This window comes from Streptomyces sp. NTD91 (assembly GCF_059510455.1).
In genome coordinates, this window is record NZ_JCAJZW010000029.1 from 1 (window position 1) to 16,914 (window position 16,914).

Consider the following 16,914-nt stretch of genomic DNA (forward strand, 5'->3'; position numbering starts at 1 on the left):
CACAGGCCGGTCGCCGACTGCGGGCCGGGCGGGGGCGCGGCGCAGGGTCGGGGCGGTCCGGTCCGGTCCGCCGCCGGGGGCGCACGCGCAGTTCCCCGCGCCCGTTCGGGGCGCTCCCGCTCAGCTCGCCCCTGCGAAGTGCTCGGTCACCAGCCTGCGCACCACGTCCACGTCTCCGGTGATCAACGCATCCAGCAGGGCCATGTGCTCGGCCGCGTCGGCGGCCAGGTACGCCCGGCCGTGCCGGACCGGCGGCCACTGCGAGCGGCGGTGCAGGTCGGCGGCGATGCGTACCAGCTGCTCGTTGCCGGACAGGGCGAGCAGAGCGCGGTGGAAGGCTCGGTCGGACTCGGCGTACGTCGCCGGACAGCCGGAGGCCGCCGCGCGTGCCGTCTCCTCCGCCAAAGGACGCAGCTCGGCCCACCGCTCCCCCGGCACGGTCCGGGCCAGCCGCAGCATCACCGGCACCTCGATGAGTGCCCGCACCTCCGCCAGCTCGGCCAGCTCCCGCGCCCCGCGCTCGACGACCCGGAAGCCGCGGTTGGGCACGACCTCGACGGCGCCCTCCAGGGCGAGCTGCTGCATGGCCTCGCGCACGGGCGTCGCCGAGACGCCGAACCGCTCGCCGAGCACCGGCGCCGAGTGGACCTCACCCGGCTTCAGCTCCCCGGTCGCCAGCGCCGCACGCAGCGCGTCCAGGATCTGCCCCCGTACGGAGGAGCGCTGCACCGCGGGCCGCGCACCGGGGACGGGCCGCTCACCGTGCGTGTGCTCGCCCCGCGCCGAGGGCACGGCGGTGTCCCGCTCACGGAAGCCCTCGGGGGCGTCCGCCGCGCGCGCCTGCACGGGCACCCGGGCCTCTCCGGGCGGGGTCCCCGCGCCGGCGGAGCCCTGCGCGCTCTGCTTCACGGGTCCCTCCTGGCGGCTTGTCGGCACTTGGGTCATTGACGGCAGGTCCGTCAAGCACCATAGGCGGCCGAGGCCCCGGTTCAAATTCACCGACGAGCGACCAAGGCATGCCTCGCCTGAGTTCCCCGGCACTCCCCCACGTCCACTAAGATCATCGCCGATACAGCCACCCGCACACCTCATCACCCCCGACAGGTGATTCACAGCTTCCTCACCCGTCGCGGGAACTTTCCGAGGAACCATCCGTACGGGTAGTCTTATTCGAACTCAACTCCCGCCCCTCAAGCGGCAGTTCGAGCAGAACGCCGTCCTGGGCATCCCCTTGCGCTTCCTTGGCGGCCTCTTGCCCCGAAACCCCCTGAGGGCCCTCGGGAGTGGGCCACTATGGCGGGCGTTACGCCCCATCCCAATGCAAGGGACCCGTGATGAGACTGACCGACATATCGCTGAGCTGGCTGCTTCCGGGCGCCGTACTGCTCCTGGGCATGCTGGTCGCGGTGGCGGTGCTCGCGCGCGGCAAGCGCTCCTCCGGGGAGAACGCGAGCGCGGACGACTCGTGGGAGCGCAGCGAGGAGCGCCGCAGGCGCAAGGAGGCCATCTACGGCACGGCCTCCTACGTGCTGCTGTTCTGCTGTGCGGCGGTCGCGGCCGCCCTGTCCTTCCACGGCCTCGTCGGTTTCGGCGAACAGAACCTGGGGCTGACCGACGGCTGGCAGTACCTGGTGCCGTTCGGCCTGGACGGCGCGGCGATGTTCTGTTCCGTGCTCGCGGTGCGCGAGGCCAGCCACGGCGACGCGGCGCTCGGCTCGCGGATACTCGTGTGGATGTTCGCCGCGGCGGCGGCCTGGTTCAACTGGGTGCACGCGCCCAGGGGCGTCGGCCACGCGGGAGCACCGCAGTTCTTCTCCGGTATGTCGCTGTCGGCGGCCGTCCTGTTCGACCGCGCGCTGAAGCAGACCCGCCGGGCCGCGCTGCGCGAACAGGGCCTGGTGCCGCGCCCGCTGCCGCAGATCCGCATCGTGCGCTGGCTGCGTGCCCCCCGCGAGACCTACAGGGCCTGGTCGCTGATGCTCCTGGAGGGCGTGCGCAGCCTGGACGAGGCGGTCGAGGAGGTCCGCGACGACAAGCGGCACAAGGAGGAGCAGCGGCAGCGCCGGCGCGAGCAGCAGCGCATCGAGCGCGCCCAGCTGAAGGCCATCAGCCGGGGCCACCGCCCCTTCGCGGGCCGCGGCGGACGGCAGGTGGAGGTCGAGGTGCAGGCGGTGGAGCGCGGCCCCGCCCCGGCGACCGCGGAGCCTGCCATATCGGCCGCGGAGCAGCTGCCCGTGCGCGCGCGTCCCTCCCTGCAGCCCGTCCGCAGCGCGTCCGCCGAGCCGGTGACCGTCGACCTCACCGCCGAGGACGACACCATGGCGCTGCCGCGCCTGGACTCCCTGGAGCGCAAACTGAAGGATCTTGAGCAGCAGTTCGGCTAGGACCTGTCTGACCATTCGCGTCGTTGCCCGAAGCGCGGCGGACGGGAATCGTCGGACAGGTCCTGGGACAGCCCCTCGGCGCAGTCCGGCCGTGACCCACCGCTCATCATGGGCGGGGGGCGTGACCGCACGGGTCACGCCCCCGGCCCGTTTCCGTCCGTGAGCCGGCGTGCCCGCCGGGCGTCACGCCGCCTCGGCGCCCAGTTCGAACCACACCGACTTGCCCACCCCGTGCGGCCGTACGCCCCAGGCGTCCGCGAGGGACTGCACCAGCACCAGTCCCCGCCCATGGGTGTCGTCGTCCGAGTCCGGGCCTCTCAGGTCGGGTCTGCGGCCCACGAAGTCCCGTACCTCCACGCGCAGTCCGCCCGGCTCCACGACCGCCGTGAGAACCGCGTCGTCGTCGGTGTGGACGAGCGCATTGGTGACCAGTTCGCTGGTGAGCAGCTCGGCGATCTCCGAGCGGCCCGGCTTGCCCCAGTGCCGCAGCAGTTCGCGCAGTTCCCGGCGGGCCTCGGGCACCGCCCTCAGATCGGCCCGGCCCAGCCTGCGCCGGAACCGGTGCGCGTGTTCCGTGATGGTGTCGGCCTCTTCCCCCGTCGCCGCCGAGGAGCCCCCGACGACCGCGGGACCGCCCCCTCGTGCCTGACTCTTCATGACCCCCGCCCGCACGCCGCTGGACCCTGCCCCTCGTGGTCGAACACGTTCACGGAGGATGCTTGCCCAGCCCGCACACAGCCAGTCATCACACGTGCACGATGACCGGCGGTTCGGCCACGGCCGTACGGCATCCGCGGCGCCCGCCGGGCCGTGCCGCGCCCGGTGCGCCGACCCTCAGCACGCCGCGGGCCGCCTCGGACGCCCCGGTACGGCGAGGCAGATGCGCCCGGCACCGGCCGTCGGCACACCGTCACACGCCGTGAAACTGGCCGAAATCCGCTCCCCGGTACGGTTTTCCTCACGTGCGCGGCACGTGGCGCAGATTGGAGCGGGCCATCTGGACCATGCGGCCGACGCCGCCGTCCAGCACGGTTCCGGAGGCGGACAGCGCGAACCCGGTGACCATCTCGGCGCTGATCCTCGGCGGGATGGACAGGGCGTCGGGATCGGTGACGACGTCCACCAGGGCCGGCCGCTGTGCCGGAAGGCGTCCTTGAGGGCGCCGGCGAGCTGCTTGGGCTTCTCCACCCGGATCCCGGGGGGGCCGCAGACGCGGGCGACGGCGGCGAAGTCGGGGTTGGTGTCGGCCAGCGTCAGGAAGTCACCCATCAGCATGGCGAACCCGCCGTCGCCCGACATGGAGACCACCTGCCGACTCCGGTCGGTGAACCGGGGCGGCAGCGGTCACGCCTCCCACACGGCCGCCGCCGTACGGTCATCGGCGTAGCCCTTCACCCGTACCTGGGCGTCGGCGAGGAACGCGGCGAGCCCCGGCGGGGTCCGGCCGGCCCAGCGGCGGGCCAGGTAGGCGCAGAGGGCGGCCTCGCCGCGCAGCGGATCGGCCAGGCCCCCGGTGCACATCACCAGGGCGTCACCCGGGCGGGCCACCGAGGCACGGAACCGGAAGGGCTCCCGGGGCGGCTCGGGAGCCGGCTCGTACGGGCTCGGCGGGGTCGGGATGCCGAAGTCAATGGTGAGCCGGTCGCCGTCGGGGGTCTCGGCGGGAGGCGAGCCGAAGCCGACCACGGGAACGCCGGTGCCGGCCTCGGACGTGACCTGCGGCTCGATGTCCTGCCACGCGCCGTCGCGGAGCCGGAACAGGCCGCCGCCGCCGACGCCGAAGAACACGCGGGTGCGGCAGCCGGGGTCGGCGGGCAGCAGCAGACAGCGCAGGCTCGCGGTGTACGCCTCCGGCTCGACGCCCCGCTCCGCGGCGCTCGCGCGGAGCTTGCCGAGGCTGCGGTCGGTCAGCCGGTTCAGGCCCGACTTCAACTCACCGCGCCGGGCCGCCCGGATGTCCTCGACGAGCCGGTGATGGCTGCGGCCCACGGCGCGCCCGATCCACCGGCACGCCTCGGCCGCCGCCAGATGCGCGTCGCGGGCACCGCGCACCCCGGTCGCCATGGCGACGAGCACCAGCGCGTTCTCGCCCGTCCCGAACCGCGCGGTCAGCAACGAGTCACGCCGCTGCTCGCCCCGGAACCGCGCCGAGTCCCCCCGCAACGACACCGCCCGCACCGTGCACGCCCCGTACCGGGCTCCGTCCAGCACGGTGTCCGCGACCAGGTCCCCCAGCCCGTCCGGATCGGCGACCGGCAGGGCGGTGGGCTCCGGGTCGTAGGTGGGCGGCCCTGAGCCGACGTAGTCGACGCAGGAGGGTGGCGGGGCGGGGGCGGTGCCGGACTGCACCGGCGGCTGAGCGGGCCGGGCGGGGGCCTGCGGCTCCTGCGCGGGCTGTTCGGCGGGCGTCACGGGGGGGTGCGGTCCGGTGCGCCGTGGTGGCTCGGGGGGTTGCTGCCCCGTCGGCCGGGGCGGCTCGGGTGGCGTCGGGGCGGTCGGTCGCCACGGGGCCGGGCGGCGGGACGGCGGTACGTCGGTGGCGGGGGGTGGCAGGGCCTCGGACGGGCGTTGCGCCGGCAACGCCGGGTCGCGGTGAACCGGTGCCGGGGGCTCCTCGGGGTCCGTACCGCCCAGGGGACCGTCGCCGGTGTCGGCCGGTGCGGGCGCCTCCGGCTCGCCCGGTGGTGCCGTGAGCGGCCGGTCCGTCACCGTGCGCTGCGCGGAGGCGAAGCGGTCGTCGAGGGAATCGGCCGCGGCTGCCGGCCCCGTGTCCTCGGTGGAGTCGTCGTACAGCTGTCCCCACCAGTCGTCCTCGGGACGGGCGGGCCTTCCCCCCTGCTGGTTCATGCCCTGATTGTCCACCGCACGGGCCGTGTGAAAACGGGGCATCGGGAAATTCCGGCGCACCCGGCGTCGCCGGACGGCGTGTCGAGTGAGGTGTCGAACAACTGTACGGGCGGGGGTGGACGGGCGGAAGTGCCGCCGGGCGGCCCCACCCCCCACGGGAGGGCCGCCCGGCGACGTCTGAAGTGGCCCGGTCCCGGATCCCCTTCGCGTGCCTCGCACACGTCCGGGCCCGGGCCACGGCCCGGGGCGACCGGGGCCGGAACAGGGCACCCGGCCGGTTGGCCGGATTGTGGCTTGGTTTCCGGGGACGCGGCTGCGCATTCGGTGCACGGTCGCGTTCCGTGGTGCTGCAACCTTGGCAGAGTCACCACATGTACGGCGATGATGTTGCGCGGCGGGTTTGCGCCGTGGCCGGTTTCCGCCAGGCCGGGCCCGTCGTGGCAGCTTTTCGGTGGCGAGTTCTCGGGCCCGGGTGCCGGGTCTGTGCCAGGGGAGGGACGTGAGCCGATGCTGGCGGCGATAGGGCTGGACGAGACCCACGAGGCGGCGTACAGGGCGCTGGTGTCCGTGGGCGCGGCCGACGTGACCGATCTGGCGCGGCGCCTTGCACTGTCGGAGCCGGACGCCGAGCGGGCGCTGCGCCGGCTGGAACGGCAGGGGCTCGCCGCCCAGTCCCCGGCGCGGCCGGGCCGCTGGGTGGCCGCTCCGCCCGGCGTCGCACTGGGCGCGCTGCTCACCCGGCAGCGGCACGAACTGGAGAAGGCGGAACTGGCGGCGGCGCTGCTGGCGGAGGAGTACCGGGCGGCGGCGACCGAGCCCGGGGTGCACGACCTGGTCGAGGTGGTGACCGGTGCCGCGGCGGTCGCCCAGCGCTTTCTGCAGCTGCAGCTGGGGGCGGCCGAGGAGGTGTGCGCCCTGGTCACCGGCAATCCGATGGTCGTGTCCGGCGTGGAGAACGAGGCGGAGGAGCAGGCGGCCGCCCGCGGGGTGCGCTACCGGGTGGTGGTCGAGCGCGCGGTGCTGGAACTGCCGCACGGATTCACCGAGTTGTCGGCGGCGCTCGCCCGCGACGAGCAGGTACGGGTGGTGGACCGGGTGCCGACCAAGCTGGTGATCGCCGACCGTGCGCTCGCCATGGTCCCGCTGACCTCGCGCACGGCGGAGCCGGCCGCGCTGGTGGTGCACGCCAGCGGGCTGCTGGAGCTGCTGGCCGGGCTGTTCGAGTCGGTGTGGCGGGGGGCGCTGCCGCTGCGCTTTGGGGCGTCCGGCGCGGTCGAGGAGCAGCCGGACGATCCCGACGCCACCGATCTGGAGGTGCTGTCGCTGCTGCTGGCCGGGCTGACCGACGCGAGCGTGGCCAAACAGCTCGACGTGGGTCTGAGGACCGTACAGCGCCGGGTGCGGCGGCTGATGGAGCTGGCGGGGGTGACGACCCGGCTGCAACTGGGCTGGCACGCCTACGAGCGGGGCTGGGTGAACCGCGCGTAGGCTCCGGCCGCCCGGCGTCCGCCTGCCCTCTCACGCCGTCTTCGGCACTCTGCGCGGACGGGCCTGTGGAAGCTCCTGCCGGCCGGCGTGGTCGTCGTGCACGGCCGGTGCGCAGTGCTGGTGCCCGGCGTGCCGGGTCGTGGCCGGTGCGGGCCGCGGTGCCGCGGTGGGCGCCGGCCGATCCGCGGCCGCCGCCCCGGGCGGTCCCGGTGGGCGCCACCGTGGTGCCGCTGGCGTCGCCGACGGGCCGCGGAGCGTTCCCCGGCCTGGTCCTGCCGGTGCCGGGCGCGCACCAGGGGCTCGTGGTCTGCTCCGGCGGCCCGACGGAACTCCGTCACCGGGTCCAGTGTGCGCAGCACGAGGTCGGCGAGCTTCGCCATGCCCGTGTCGTCGAGGTGCAGGTGGTCTCCGGGGTCGTAGGCGGGGAGGAGGCGGGTCGGGTCGGCCGGGTCGCGCAGGACGGCGTCGGCGTCGACGACCGCGTCGAAGGCGCCGCCGGTGCGGATGAAGGCGTTCACCCGCTGCCGCACCTCCTCGCGCGCCTCCGAGTAGGCGGGAAAGCCCCGGTACGGCGTGAGGGTGACGCCGACGACGCGGATGCCCCGGGCGTGGGCGCGGGCGACGAGGATGCGGTAGGCGCCGGCGTAGGCGGTGACGTCGTCGGCCTTCGGTGTGCCCTTGATGTCGTTGATGCCCTCCAGGACGACCAGCACCCGCACCCCGGTCCGGTCCAGGGCGTCGGCGTCCAGGCGGGCGAGGGCGCTCGGTCCGGTGCCGTCGCGCAGCAGGCGGTTGCCGGAGATCCCGGCGTTGAGGACGCCGAGCCGGTCACCGCGGAGCCGGCCGGCGAGCCGGTCGGGCCAGCGGTGGTTGGTGTCGGGCGTGGAACCGTCTCCGTCGGTGAGGGAGTCGCCGAACGCGACTACGCTGCCGGCGGCGGTGCCGAGGACGTCGACGCCGGTGACGTAGTACCAGCGGCTGACCGTGGTGGTGTAGGAGGCGCCGTCCTCGTCGGCGGCCCGGCCGGCGCCGTCCGGGGCGATGTAGCTGGTCTGCAGGGCGGTCCGGTGGAAGGTGGCCGGGCCGTCGTCACCGGGGGTGTGGACGGTGACGAGCAGGTCGGCGGCGGCCCGGACGGGCAGCGGCACCGGGTCGGTGACCGTGTCCTCGCCGGGCGGGACGGTGACCGTACGGGCGCCGCCGAACGTGGCGACGCGCAGGGTGCCGGGCACCGCGTCGGGACCGCCCGCCCGCAGCGCGACGGTGACCGCGTCGAGCACCAGCGGCGCGGTGCCGAAACGGTTGCTGAGTCGGACGCGGACGGCACGGCCGCCGACGCTGAGGTGGATCACGTTGCGGACGGCGGCGCCGGGCAGCGCGGAGGCGGTTCCCGACGGCGCGCTCTCCCAACTCCCGGTCCAGTGCACCGGCTCCGTCCCGTGGCCGCCGGTCCAGGTGCGCGAGACCGGCCCCGCCCCCGGTCGGGCCGGCGCAGCGACGGCCGGACGTGCCGTACCCGGCAGCATCGCCAGCACCAGCACCGCGAGGATCCGCCCGACCCCGGCCATCTGCGCACCCGACCTTCCCCGTCGCCCGTCGGAGCAGACCGTGCCACACGGCCGGGCCGTGCCGGCGCACCCTCGGCGGTCATCCACCCGCTCGGCGCAACGGGGCGCAGGACGGCGGACCCGGGCCCGTCCGACCATTCCCGTCTGCCGCGCGACGCCCTGCACGCTCCCCCACTGCCTGGGCGGCGTGGAAGGCGCCCCCACTCGCCGCACCGGCCCCGGACCCGAGTACGTCCGGTACGAGGGACGGGGTCCGGCGCGCCGGGAGCACGCCCCTGACGCCGCGCGGCCGCCCTTCGGGCAACGACGCGATTGTCGGGCAGGACCTAGGCCAGGAGGCCGATGTGCCGGACGGGCGGGCGTGCTTGGCTGGTGGTATGACCGAATTCGGCGAGGCGGAGCGGGCGTATCTGGCGTCGCAGCGGCTGGGCCGCATGGCCACCGTTGACCGGCACGGCCAGCCGCAGGCGAACCCGGTCGGCTTCCACGTCCAGGACGACGGCACGATCCTGATCGGCGGCTACGCGATGGGGACGACGAAGAAGTGGCGCAACCTTCGGCAGAACCCGAAGGTCGCCCTGGTGGTCGACGACATCGTGAGCGTGCGGCCCTGGCGGGTGCGCGGGGTCGACATCCGCGGCGAGGCCGAACTCCTCGTCGGCCCGCACGACCTGGGCCCGCATTTCAGCGACGAGGTGATCCGCGTCCATCCCCGCAAGGTGCACAGCTGGGGCCTGGAGGAGGAGTAGCCGAGCGGAGGGCCGACGGGTCCGGCGTCAGCGGGCCGGCTCCGCGCGACCCGTGCGCGAGGCCGGTCCGCCCATGGCGGTCACCGCCCGGCCGGTGTCCGTGAGCGCGCCCTCGAGGGTCAGCAGCCACACCTTCCGTTCGAGTCCGCCCGCGTACCCGGTCATCGCCCCGTCCGCGCCGATGACCCGGTGGCACGGGCGCACGATCAGCAGGGGGTTGGCACCGATCGCGCCGCCGACGGCGCGCACCGCCGCGCGGGACGCACCGATCCGCGCGGCGATCTCCCCGTAGGTGACGGTCGCGCCGTACGGCACCTCGTCCAGCGCGGCCCACACCCGCTGCCGGAACTCGGTGCCCGGGGACCTCGACGGCAGGCGGAACTCCTCGAGTTCACCGCTGAAGTAGGCCGCCAGTTGCCGTGCCGCCGCCCGGAACGGACCCGCGTCGCTCCGCCATCCGTCCCCCTGGCGCCGCACGCTCTCCACACGGCGCCCGCCCTTCTGCCCTGGCACGGACAGCGAGGTGAGCGCCCCGTCCGCATCGGCGGTGAGCAGCAACCGACCCACGGGCGAATCCAGTTGGGTCCAGTAACCGGCCGTCATCGGCTCCACTCCCCCGCCACACGCAGATGCTGGACGGCGTACGAGCGCCAGGGCCGCCACCCGTCGGGCACGTCCGCACCGGGCGGAGCGACGTCCGGATCGCCGAGGGCGCGCACGCGTACGGCGGCCACGGTGGCCGGGTCCATGCCGGGCAGGGCGAGCAGGGCCTCCTGCGCGTCCTCCCGGTCGACGCCCGGATCCAGTCGTACAGTGCCGTCGGCGAGGGCGGCGGCGAGCACGCCCAGCGGGCCGTGCGGCTCTGCCTCCGCGAGGACGGCGGTCTCGGGAAAGAGCCGGGTGAGGCTGCCGCAGGGCGCGTCGAGCACCTTGCCGTAGCGCCGCACCAGTTCCTCGGCACCCTCCTTCCCGACCATGGACCGGACGGCGGGTTCCAGCGGGTCGACGGCGCCGGGTGAGCGCAGTCCGGGCCGGGCGGCCACCAGCGGGCCGAGCCGCGGGTCGGCGCCGAGCCGCTCGTCGACGGCGTAGGGGTCGGCGTCGAGGTCGAACAGGCGCCGCAGCCGCTGCACCGCGGTGGTCAGGTCTCTGGGGTCGGTGAGGTGCAGCCGTGCGTCGAGCCAGCCGCCCGGACGGGTGCCGGTGACCGTCCTCGGCGCCCGGGTGCGCTCCGCCACGGCGACGATTCCGGTGCCGTAGGGCAGCCGCAGCGTGCGCCGGTAGGTGCGGCCGCCCGGCACGCCGGACACCTCCTCGACACCGGTCACCGCCTCCCGCGCGAACTGGTCGAAGACGGCGCCGGCCTGGTAGGGGCCGCGATGGGCGAGCCGCAGCGGGATCCCGGCGCCCGAAGCCGCCCCGCGGCCGCCCCGGCGCCGGGGTGCGGTGGCCCGCAGCTCGGTCGGGGTGGAGGCGTACACCTCCCGTACGGTGTGGTTGAACTGGCGCACGCTGGCGAACCCGGACGCGAACGCGATCTCGGTGACCGGCAGTTCGGTGGTCTGCAGCAGCACTCGCGCGGTGTGCGCCCGCTGGGCCCGGGCGAGCGCCACCGGCCCGGCGCCCAGCTCGGCGGTCAGCTGCCGCTGGACCTGCCGCGCGCTGTAGCCGAGCCGCGCGGCGAGCCCGGCGACGCCCTCGCGGTCCACGACACCGTCGGCGATCAGCCGCATGGCCCGCCCGACGACGTCGGCCCGCACGTCCCACTCCGCCGACCCCGGCACGGCGTCCGGCCGGCACCGCCGGCAGGCCCGGAACCCGGATCCCTGTGCGGCGGCGGCCGTCGGGAAGAACCGCACGTGGGGCCGTTTCGGCGTCACCGCTGGGCAGCTGGGCCGGCAGTAGATCCCGGTGGTTTCGACGGCGAAGAAGAACACCCCGTCGAACCGCCCGTCCCGGCTGCGCACCGCCTCGTAGCTGGTGTCCTCGTCCATCACGCTTCCCAGTGTCGGACGCCGCAGGAGGACCGGGCCAGCGGAAATCGGACATGGCGGTGGTGGAGGCGCCCCGAAGCAGCGCGGGGGGGTGCCGGCCTGCGGCCCGGCCGCGACGGCTCCCCCAGGTCCGGGCGAAGCCGCGGACCCTGGGGAGCGACCGGCCACGCCGTACCCGTGCCCCGGCGCCTCAGGCGCGACCCGTACCTCGCGCGTGCGCCTACTCCCGGCGCCCCCGTTTGAACTCCATGGCGGCCTTCCCGGCGGCGCCCCGGCGCTTCCAGTCCCGTCGCAGCTCCGCACGGACCCGTGCGTCGGTCTTGGCGACGATCCACTGGTTCTCGCGCACCAGTTTCCGGTAGCTCTCCAGCCGCCGCGGCGCGAGTTGCCCGCTCTTCACGGCCGAGCGCACCGCGCAGTCCGGCTCGGTCTCGTGGGCGCAGTCGTGGAACCGGCACCGCTCGGCCAGTTCCTCGATCTCGGTGAACACCTGGCCGACCCCGCTCTCGGCGTCGTACAGCCCGACACCCCGCAGCCCCGGCGTGTCGATGAGGACCCCTCCGGAGGGCAGGACGAGCAGGTTGCGGGTGGTCGTCGTGTGCCGTCCCTTGCCGTCGACGTCCCGTGCGGCCCGCACGTCCATGACGTCCGCGCCGACCAGGGCGTTGGCCAGTGTGGACTTGCCCGCGCCGGACTGGCCGATCAGCACCGAGGTGCCGGCTCCGACGAGCGCGACGAGCACGTCGAGTCCTTCGCCGTCCACGGCGCTGACGGTGAGCACCGGCACGCCGGGCGCGCCGGTCTCGACGTCCTGCACCAGATGGGCGAGGGTGACCGGGTCCGGCACCAGGTCGGCCTTGGTCAGCACGACGACCGGCTGGGCACCGGACTCCCAGGAGGATGCCGACCTGTGCAGCAGAGCCTCACCGCTCGAGCAGGACATCGCGAGCGCGAGGAACCGCTCGATCCGCCCGAGGTCCAGTTCGGCCGCGAGCGACACACAGATGACGACGTGGTCGATGTTGGTGGCCAGCACCTGGCCCTCGGAACGCTTGGACGACGTCGACCGCACGAACGCGGTACGGCGCGGCAGCAGTGTGCGCACGTACAGCGGATCGCTGCCCTCGGGGTCGACGGCTGACCAGTCTCCCGTGCACACCACCTTCATCGGGTCACGGGGGACGACGAACTCGGTGTCGGCGCGGACGAGGCCGGCCGGGGTGACGACGTCGCACTGGCCCCGGTCGACACGTACGACACGGCCGGGCAGGAGACCCTGCTCGGCATACGGAGCGAACTCCGCTTCCCATCCCTCGTCCCAGCCGTAGGGGGCCAGAGCGTGTGACGAGGCGGAAGAAGCCGGAAGAGAAGAACGATTCAAGGGGGACCCTTCACAGGGGCGGCCCCGGCCGCGCGCACGCACAGGCGCACAGAAGACAGGAAGGATCAGCCGGAGGCCACGGAGGTGGAGTGGATGAACTTCTGACTGCGGGCAGCGCCCGTCACAGAGACGGCCATCGGTCACACCTCCCGTTCTGCACACGACTGACCGCGGCGGCCGGCGGCCACCGCGAGGAGCAAGCCCCACCCTAGACAGGCTCGCTCAGCGGCACCACGGAATTTCCCCCGTCGCTCCTCCGGAGGGACGGCCGGGCCGCCTCCGGTGGACGACCGGGCCCGGCACTCCGGGCGCCGCCGGCCCTCGTGGAGGTCGAGCCGTCAGGCACCCGGCTCCCGGTCATGAGCTGCGACCGGCCCGGCTGCGGCCTGGAAACAGCCGAGACATGTGTCAGAGTGGAGGGGCGGGACGACGTCGTCAGCGGACGGAGGAGACAGGGCGGCCTGTCATGTCCATATATTCCGATCCCCACAGTTCGACCACGACCCGCTCCGTCGCCAGCGACCGGCGGAGCGAGGAGTACGCGGACCTCTTCGGGCAGGCCCCGGTGATCTTCGCTGCGCTCGGTGGCCCGAGACACCTGCTGGAAGCAGCGAACTCGGCGTTCTTCGAGGCCGTGGGGTGCGACCGCGGGCGCGTCGGGGAGCCGGTCGGAGAGCTGATTCCGGAACTGGTTCCGCAGGGCGTCGTCGACCGGCTCGACGAGGTCTACCGCACCGGCGTCGCCTACCGGGCCCGGGACGGGCGGCTGATGCTGGGAGAGCCGAGCAGGCAGCGGGAGGGGTTCTTCGACTTCACCTACGAACCCCGGCGGGACGAGGCCGGCCGGATCGACGGGGTCGTGGTGATCGCGGTCGAGACCACCGCGTACCACGACGCGCATCTCCTGGCCCTGGAGCAGCGCGTGTTGCTGGAGCAGATCGCACGCGACGCCCCTCTCAGCGAGATCCTCGACGGCATGGCCACGGCGATCGAGGAGTTCTCCCCGGACATGATCGTCTCGGTACTGCTCGTCGATCCCGACGGACAGCGCCTGCGGCACGGCGCCGCCCCGCACCTGCCCGGCTTCTACAACGAGGCGATCGACGGGACACCCATCCGTGAAGGTGCCGGCTCGTGCGGCACGGCCGCCTTCCGGCACGAACCCGTGATCGTCACGGACATCGCCACGGACCCCCTGTGGAAGGACTACCGCGACCTGGCCCGGCGGGCCGGGATCGCGGCGTGCTGGTCCACGCCGATCCAGGACACGGACGGCCGGCTGCTGGGCACCTTCGCGATGTACCACCGCGTCCCCAAGGCTCCGGCGGACAGGGATGTGACGCTCAGTGTCGTGTTCGCGCGGACGGCCGCGCTCGCCATCGAACGCCACTTCACGGTGGAGGCGAGGCGCGTCGCCCAGGAGCGGGAGAAGGCCGTCCGTGAGGATCTGGCCTTCCTGCTGGAAGCGAGCACCGCCATCTCGGGCGAGACGCACTATTCGGAGAGCCTGCAGTGCATGGCCAGGCTGACCGTTCCGGCGCTGGCACCGCTGTGTGCCGTCCATGTGGTCGAGCGCGGCCGGACCCGCCGCATCGCCGTCGCCGCCTCGGCGCGGGAGGGGGAGCACCTCCTCTGCTCCCGCGCGCTGTGCGACGCCGTGGACGCCGCCGTCGCCCGCGTACTGGCCTCCGGCGCCGTCGAGACGGCACACACGGGCGGCCCCTGCGCGCGACTCGGCGTCACGGGCTACGTATGCGTGCCGCTGGCCACCCGGGGCCGTACCTTCGGCACGCTGACTCTCCTGGCCACCTCCCTGACTCTGGACGGCCACACGATCGCCCTGGCCCAGGAGCTGGCCCGCCGGGCCGCTTCGAGTGCCGACAACGCCCACCAGTTCACCGACCGCGTCCGGCTGGCCCACGATCTGCAGGCAGGCCTGCTGCCTCCCGAGCTGCCCAGGATTCCCGGCGCGACCTTGGCCGCCTCCTACCGTCCGGCCGGTGAAGGACTCGACGTCGGCGGCGACTTCTACGACGTCTTCGCGCTGTCCGGCGACCGCTGGGCGTTCATGATCGGCGATGTGTCGGGGCGCGGCGCGCTGGCGGCCACCACCACCGGAATGGTCCGCCACACCGCACGCGCCGCCGCCCGCCTTCTGAACGACCCGGCGGCGGTGGTCGCCGCCATCAACGACGCGCTGACGGCCGGCACCGCCGAAGAGGACCAGTTCGTCTCACTCGTCTACGGCGAGCTGCGGCACTCCGCTTCCCACTTCGCGCTCAGCCTGATCCGGGCGGGCCACGTACCGCCCCTCGTGCGCCGGGCCGACGGCACGGTCGAGGAACTCGCACAGTCCGGCCTGCTGTTGGGCATCCGTCCCGACCCCGGCTTCTGCCCGTGCGGCATCGCCCTGCTCCCCGGCGACAGCCTGGTCCTCGTCACCGACGGCATCACCGAGGCGCGCTCCGCCGACGGTGAATTCTTCGGCGAGGACCGCCTGGCCCACGCGCTCGTCACCTACCGGACCACGACGCCCACTGCGGCGACCCTCATCGAGTCCATCACCGCCGCGGTCACCACGTTCGCAGGCGATGCCTCCCTCGACGACCGGGCCGCGCTGGTGGTGACCGCCACCTGATGGTGGCGGTGGCGCAGCAGTCACCGGAGATGTCCTCGGCTCCCTTGGGGCCGATTCCCCCAAGCCTGCGCATCGTGTCGATGACCCGGCCGCTGACGGCATTCTCCACCGCCGGCGGAACGTCGGCCTCCTCGGCCTTGAGGCTGTGCTGTTCCTGCGGTCGCCGCTCGCCGTGCGGCGTGATCAACCGACCGCGCAGGACGCCCCGTTGAGCGTGAAGCCGTACGGGGTGCGGTTCCTCTCCCGCCAGGTGCCGATGAAACCGAAGGTCAGCGTGCCGTGTGCGGCGACGGCCTTGTCGTAGTCGGCCGCGGTGGCGGTGACGTGGGTGTCGCTCTGGTGGACGGTGGCGTCCCACGTCTGGCCGACCTGCTGGCCGTCACGGAAGGCCCAGGACACGCTCCAGCCGTCGAGGGCCCGGTCGGTGGTGACGGTGACCGTGGCCTGGAAGCCGTCCTGCCACTGGTCGACGAGGTGGTAGGCGACCCGGCAGCCGGCCGCTGCGGCGCGGGTGCGGTCGGGGCCCGGCGAGTGGGCGGCCGAGGAGGTGCTGCCCTGGGGTTCGGGGTCGGGCTCTTCGCGGCCCGAGCCGGTGGCCGTGGCCGACGCGGAGGCGGTGGCGGCGGGTGCTGTCGGGGAGGCCGGCCGGGTGGTGGGGCGGGAGACGCTGGGGTCGGCGACGGGCTGCCGGTCGTCGCGGGCGGCGGCGCTGTCGTCGCCGGAGCCGCCGAACGGCATCATCGACACCCCCAGTGCCAGCGCCGACAGCAGCACGGCCGCGGCGAGCAGGCCGCCGCGCAGCGCGCGGTGACGGCCGGTGCCGCCCTCCTCGGGGTCGTCGCCGGCCGCCTCGGCGTCGGGGCGGCCCGCGCCGAGGCGGACCTCGGCGGCGCGGCGGCGTCGTTCCAGGTAGGCGAGGCCGCCCCAGCCGATGACCCCGCCGGCCAGCGCGGCGGGCAGTCCGCCGCCGTGCAGGCGCAGGCAGGCGGCGGCCTCGGCACACCGCACGCAGGTCGCGAGGTGCCGGGAGAGGTCGTCGGGGGTGTCGGCGGCCGGGGAGCGGGTGACCGCGTCCAGCAGACGGGCGTAGGAGCGGCACTGCGCGTCCATCGGGGTGTCCAGATGGGCGCGGTGGCAGCGGTCGCGGAACAGGGTGCGGACCTGGTCGAGCTCGTCGGCCACGGTGGCCGGGTCCAGGCCGAGCCGGCGGGCGACGGTGGGCAGCGGCAGCGCCTCCACCTCGACGAGCCACAGCAGCGACGCGTCGGCCTCCTGCATGTCCCTCAGCCCCCGCAGCGCGACCGGCCGCTCCAGCGGCGGGCCGGAAAAACGGGCGGCGCTCCCGGAGTTCAGCCACAGCCTGAGGTCGGGGTCGAGCCTGTGGCCCTGGCCGTCGGCCTCCCAGGCGGCGGCGGTGTCGCGTACGGCGGTGAGCAGGGCCGGGATCGTGGGCAGCCGTGGGGTGCGGCGGCCCGCGCCCCGCACATGGGTGCTCGCGGCGGCGCGGACCTCGCGCATGCCGAGCGCGAACGCCTCGTTCGCCAGTTGATGGGCCGTCAGCGAACCGGAGGTACACAGGTCCGCGTAGCTGAGCACCGCGTCCCAGCCCTCCGAGAACAGCGCGGCCTCGGTGACGTCCTTGGGGGTCGGCAGGTCGGGCATGGCACTCCTGCATCCACGAGCGAGGGCAACTCACCACAGGGGGAAAGGAGTTGCGGTGAACCCCGCGGCAGGGCACAGAGCCTTTCACGTCTCTGACACAACTGACAAGCGGCCTGTTCACATCCGGTTACCGTTGGTGGCGGCGCGGATGCGCGACGCGACGGGCCCACAACTCCGGCCTCCTGTACGGATGCCGGAGCCGC

Annotated in this window: 11 protein-coding genes and 2 pseudogenes; 4 read left to right on the top strand and 9 right to left on the bottom strand. The window is 74.3% G+C overall.

Annotated elements, in window-relative coordinates; genetic code table 11:
- Positions 1–120: 120 nt before the first annotated feature.
- Positions 121–909 carry a GntR family transcriptional regulator gene (locus AC5WRT_RS26045; RefSeq protein WP_496096349.1) on the bottom strand — a complete coding sequence of 263 codons (789 nt, stop codon included), beginning with the start codon at positions 907–909 and terminating at the stop codon, positions 121–123.
- Between the two features lie 425 nt (positions 910–1,334).
- Between AC5WRT_RS26045 and AC5WRT_RS26050 the strand changes: the two genes are divergently transcribed.
- Entirely contained in the window at positions 1,335–2,384 is a 1,050-nt protein-coding gene (locus tag AC5WRT_RS26050; protein WP_496096350.1) for a DUF2637 domain-containing protein, read from the top strand.
- 183 nt (positions 2,385–2,567) lie between these two features.
- Here the strand turns inward: AC5WRT_RS26050 and AC5WRT_RS26055 are convergent, their stop codons facing one another.
- The 3 genes and pseudogenes from AC5WRT_RS26055 to AC5WRT_RS26065 all read right to left on the bottom strand — a co-directional run bounded on the left by AC5WRT_RS26055 (position 2,568) and on the right by AC5WRT_RS26065 (position 5,231).
- Positions 2,568–3,041: an ATP-binding protein gene (locus AC5WRT_RS26055; RefSeq protein ID WP_496096351.1), complete on the bottom strand. Its 474-nt coding sequence runs from the start codon at positions 3,039–3,041 to the stop codon at positions 2,568–2,570.
- Between the two features lie 301 nt (positions 3,042–3,342).
- Positions 3,343–3,716: pseudogene (locus AC5WRT_RS26060) on the bottom strand (thiamine pyrophosphate-dependent enzyme); the annotation flags it as partial.
- A 12-nt stretch (positions 3,717–3,728) separates the two neighbouring features.
- On the bottom strand, positions 3,729–5,231 hold the full coding sequence (locus AC5WRT_RS26065) for a protein phosphatase 2C domain-containing protein (RefSeq protein ID WP_496096352.1): 1,503 nt from the start codon (positions 5,229–5,231) through the stop codon (positions 3,729–3,731).
- A 507-nt stretch (positions 5,232–5,738) separates the two neighbouring features.
- Here AC5WRT_RS26065 and AC5WRT_RS26070 point away from each other — a divergent pair.
- Positions 5,739–6,719 carry a helix-turn-helix domain-containing protein gene (locus tag AC5WRT_RS26070; RefSeq protein ID WP_496100647.1) on the top strand — a complete coding sequence of 327 codons (981 nt, stop codon included), beginning with the start codon at positions 5,739–5,741 and terminating at the stop codon, positions 6,717–6,719.
- 343 nt (positions 6,720–7,062) lie between these two features.
- Here AC5WRT_RS26070 and AC5WRT_RS26075 read toward each other — a convergent pair.
- Positions 7,063–8,287 (bottom strand): annotated as a pseudogene (locus AC5WRT_RS26075) (SGNH/GDSL hydrolase family protein); the annotation flags it as partial.
- Positions 8,288–8,664: 377 nt separating this feature from the next.
- Between AC5WRT_RS26075 and AC5WRT_RS26080 the strand changes: the two are divergent.
- Complete coding sequence (locus AC5WRT_RS26080; protein ID WP_496096354.1) at positions 8,665–9,036, top strand: PPOX class F420-dependent oxidoreductase; 372 nt, start codon at positions 8,665–8,667, stop codon at positions 9,034–9,036.
- A gap of 27 nt (positions 9,037–9,063) precedes the next feature.
- On the opposite strand, the gene AC5WRT_RS26085 is transcribed toward AC5WRT_RS26080, so the two are convergent.
- The 3 genes from AC5WRT_RS26085 to rsgA all read right to left on the bottom strand — a co-directional run bounded on the left by AC5WRT_RS26085 (position 9,064) and on the right by rsgA (position 12,411).
- On the bottom strand, positions 9,064–9,639 hold the full coding sequence (locus tag AC5WRT_RS26085) for a methylated-DNA--[protein]-cysteine S-methyltransferase (protein WP_496096355.1): 576 nt from the start codon (positions 9,637–9,639) through the stop codon (positions 9,064–9,066).
- Positions 9,636–11,030, bottom strand: coding sequence for a DNA-3-methyladenine glycosylase 2 family protein (locus AC5WRT_RS26090; RefSeq protein ID WP_496100659.1), 1,395 nt, complete (start codon positions 11,028–11,030; stop codon positions 9,636–9,638). The genes AC5WRT_RS26085 and AC5WRT_RS26090 overlap by 4 nt, the downstream gene beginning before the upstream one ends.
- Before the next feature lie 220 nt (positions 11,031–11,250).
- Complete coding sequence (gene rsgA, locus AC5WRT_RS26095; RefSeq protein WP_496096356.1) at positions 11,251–12,411, bottom strand: ribosome small subunit-dependent GTPase A; 1,161 nt, start codon at positions 12,409–12,411, stop codon at positions 11,251–11,253.
- A 466-nt stretch (positions 12,412–12,877) separates the two neighbouring features.
- Between rsgA and AC5WRT_RS26100 the strand changes: the two genes are divergently transcribed.
- A complete protein-coding gene (locus tag AC5WRT_RS26100) occupies positions 12,878–15,049 on the top strand; it encodes a SpoIIE family protein phosphatase (protein ID WP_496096357.1) in 2,172 nt (723 codons plus the stop codon).
- Positions 15,050–15,232: 183 nt separating this feature from the next.
- Here the strand turns inward: AC5WRT_RS26100 and AC5WRT_RS26105 are convergent, their stop codons facing one another.
- A complete protein-coding gene (locus AC5WRT_RS26105; protein WP_496096358.1) occupies positions 15,233–16,711 on the bottom strand; it encodes a cellulose binding domain-containing protein in 1,479 nt (492 codons plus the stop codon).
- Positions 16,712–16,914 lie beyond the last annotated feature (203 nt).